This is a genomic window from Pseudomonas sp. 05N434, assembly GCF_056396965.1.
The window spans coordinates 1-1,203 of sequence record NZ_JBFTMK010000887.1 but is presented as its reverse complement, the minus strand read 5'-3'; the positions used below and the strand labels follow the sequence as shown (position 1 = coordinate 1,203).

Below are 1,203 nucleotides of genomic sequence, written 5' to 3'. Positions count from 1 at the left end.
GCCGATGGTAGTGTGGGGTTTCCCCATGTGAGAGTAGGTCATCGTCAAGATTAAATTCCGAAACCCCTATCTGCGTATGCAGGTAGGGGTTTTGTTTTGTCCGCAGGAAAGTTTCTTCAGCCTGGATCATGGCTATATCTTTTTTATCGAATATCGCAGTATATGAAAATATATAGCGAGAATTCGTACAAAAGGAATGATCGATGACAGCGGCCCTGAGCGGTAAAGAAGCAGTAGGCGAGCATTACACGTTGGAAACGATGCGCCATGCGCAGCAGATGACCTGGAAGGCTATCGAACAGATTGCCCGGGTTATTTCTCCCGGCATGCGCGAGTCCGAAGCCCAGTCACTGGGTAAACAGGTTCTGTCGGAACTTGGCATGGATCGCATCTGGCACCCGCTGCTGATCCGCTTTGGCGCCAATACRCTCAAGACGTTCAAACAGCGCTCCGATGGCGATCCTGTGCTGGGTGACGAAGATATTTTCTTCGTCGACATGGGCGCGGTCTGGCAAGGGCACGAAGGTGATGCAGGGGCGACGTTCACCACCGGTTCCGACCCGGAAATGATCGCCTGTGCTGCGGCCTCCCGGGAGCTTTTCAATCGGGTCGAAGGCTTTTGGCGCAGCGAGCGGGTTTCCGGCATGGAGCTTTACCGCTATGCGGCCGACCAGGCGCAAGCCATGGGGTGGAAGCTCAACCTGGACATCAAGGGCCACAGAGTCAGCGATTTCCCTCATGCCATTCACCGTGGTGGCGACCTCGGGGATTTAGACAAGTGCCCAACGACCGGCCTGTGGATTCTGGAAATCCAGATCGCCCACCCTGAGCGCCCTTTCGGAGGGTTCTACGAAGACTTGCTTATCTGATCAAGGAAACCTCATGCCAAACCAAACAGAGCAACCGGTTCTGCTGTTCTCCTACGGTACTTTGCAGGACCGGGCCGTTCAGCTGTCCACCTTCGGGCGCGAGTTGAAAGGGCGCCTGGACAGCCTGCCAGGTTACAAGCAGAACCTGGTCGAGATAACCGATCCGGCGGTGTTGGCGGCGAGTGGGAAAAGCCATCATCCGATCGTGCAGGAGAGTGGCGACCTGTCGGACGAGATCGCCGGCACTGTTTTCGAGATCACGGCCCAAGAGCTGGTCGCGGCCGACGAATACGAGGTGGCGGACTACAAACGCGTCAGTGTGACCCTCAAGTCC

At 56.2% G+C, this 1,203-nt stretch carries 2 protein-coding genes; both read left to right on the top strand.

Annotation, left to right across the window (positions count from 1 at the left end):
• Nucleotides 1-203 precede the first annotated feature (203 nt).
• A complete protein-coding gene (locus AC1DLB_RS30430) occupies nt 204-869 on the top strand; it encodes a M24 family metallopeptidase (protein WP_477744486.1) in 666 nt (221 codons plus the stop codon).
• Between the two features lie 13 nt (nt 870-882).
• A partial coding sequence (locus AC1DLB_RS30425) for a gamma-glutamylcyclotransferase family protein (RefSeq protein WP_477786334.1) occupies nt 883-1,203 on the top strand: 321 nt, incomplete at its 3' end.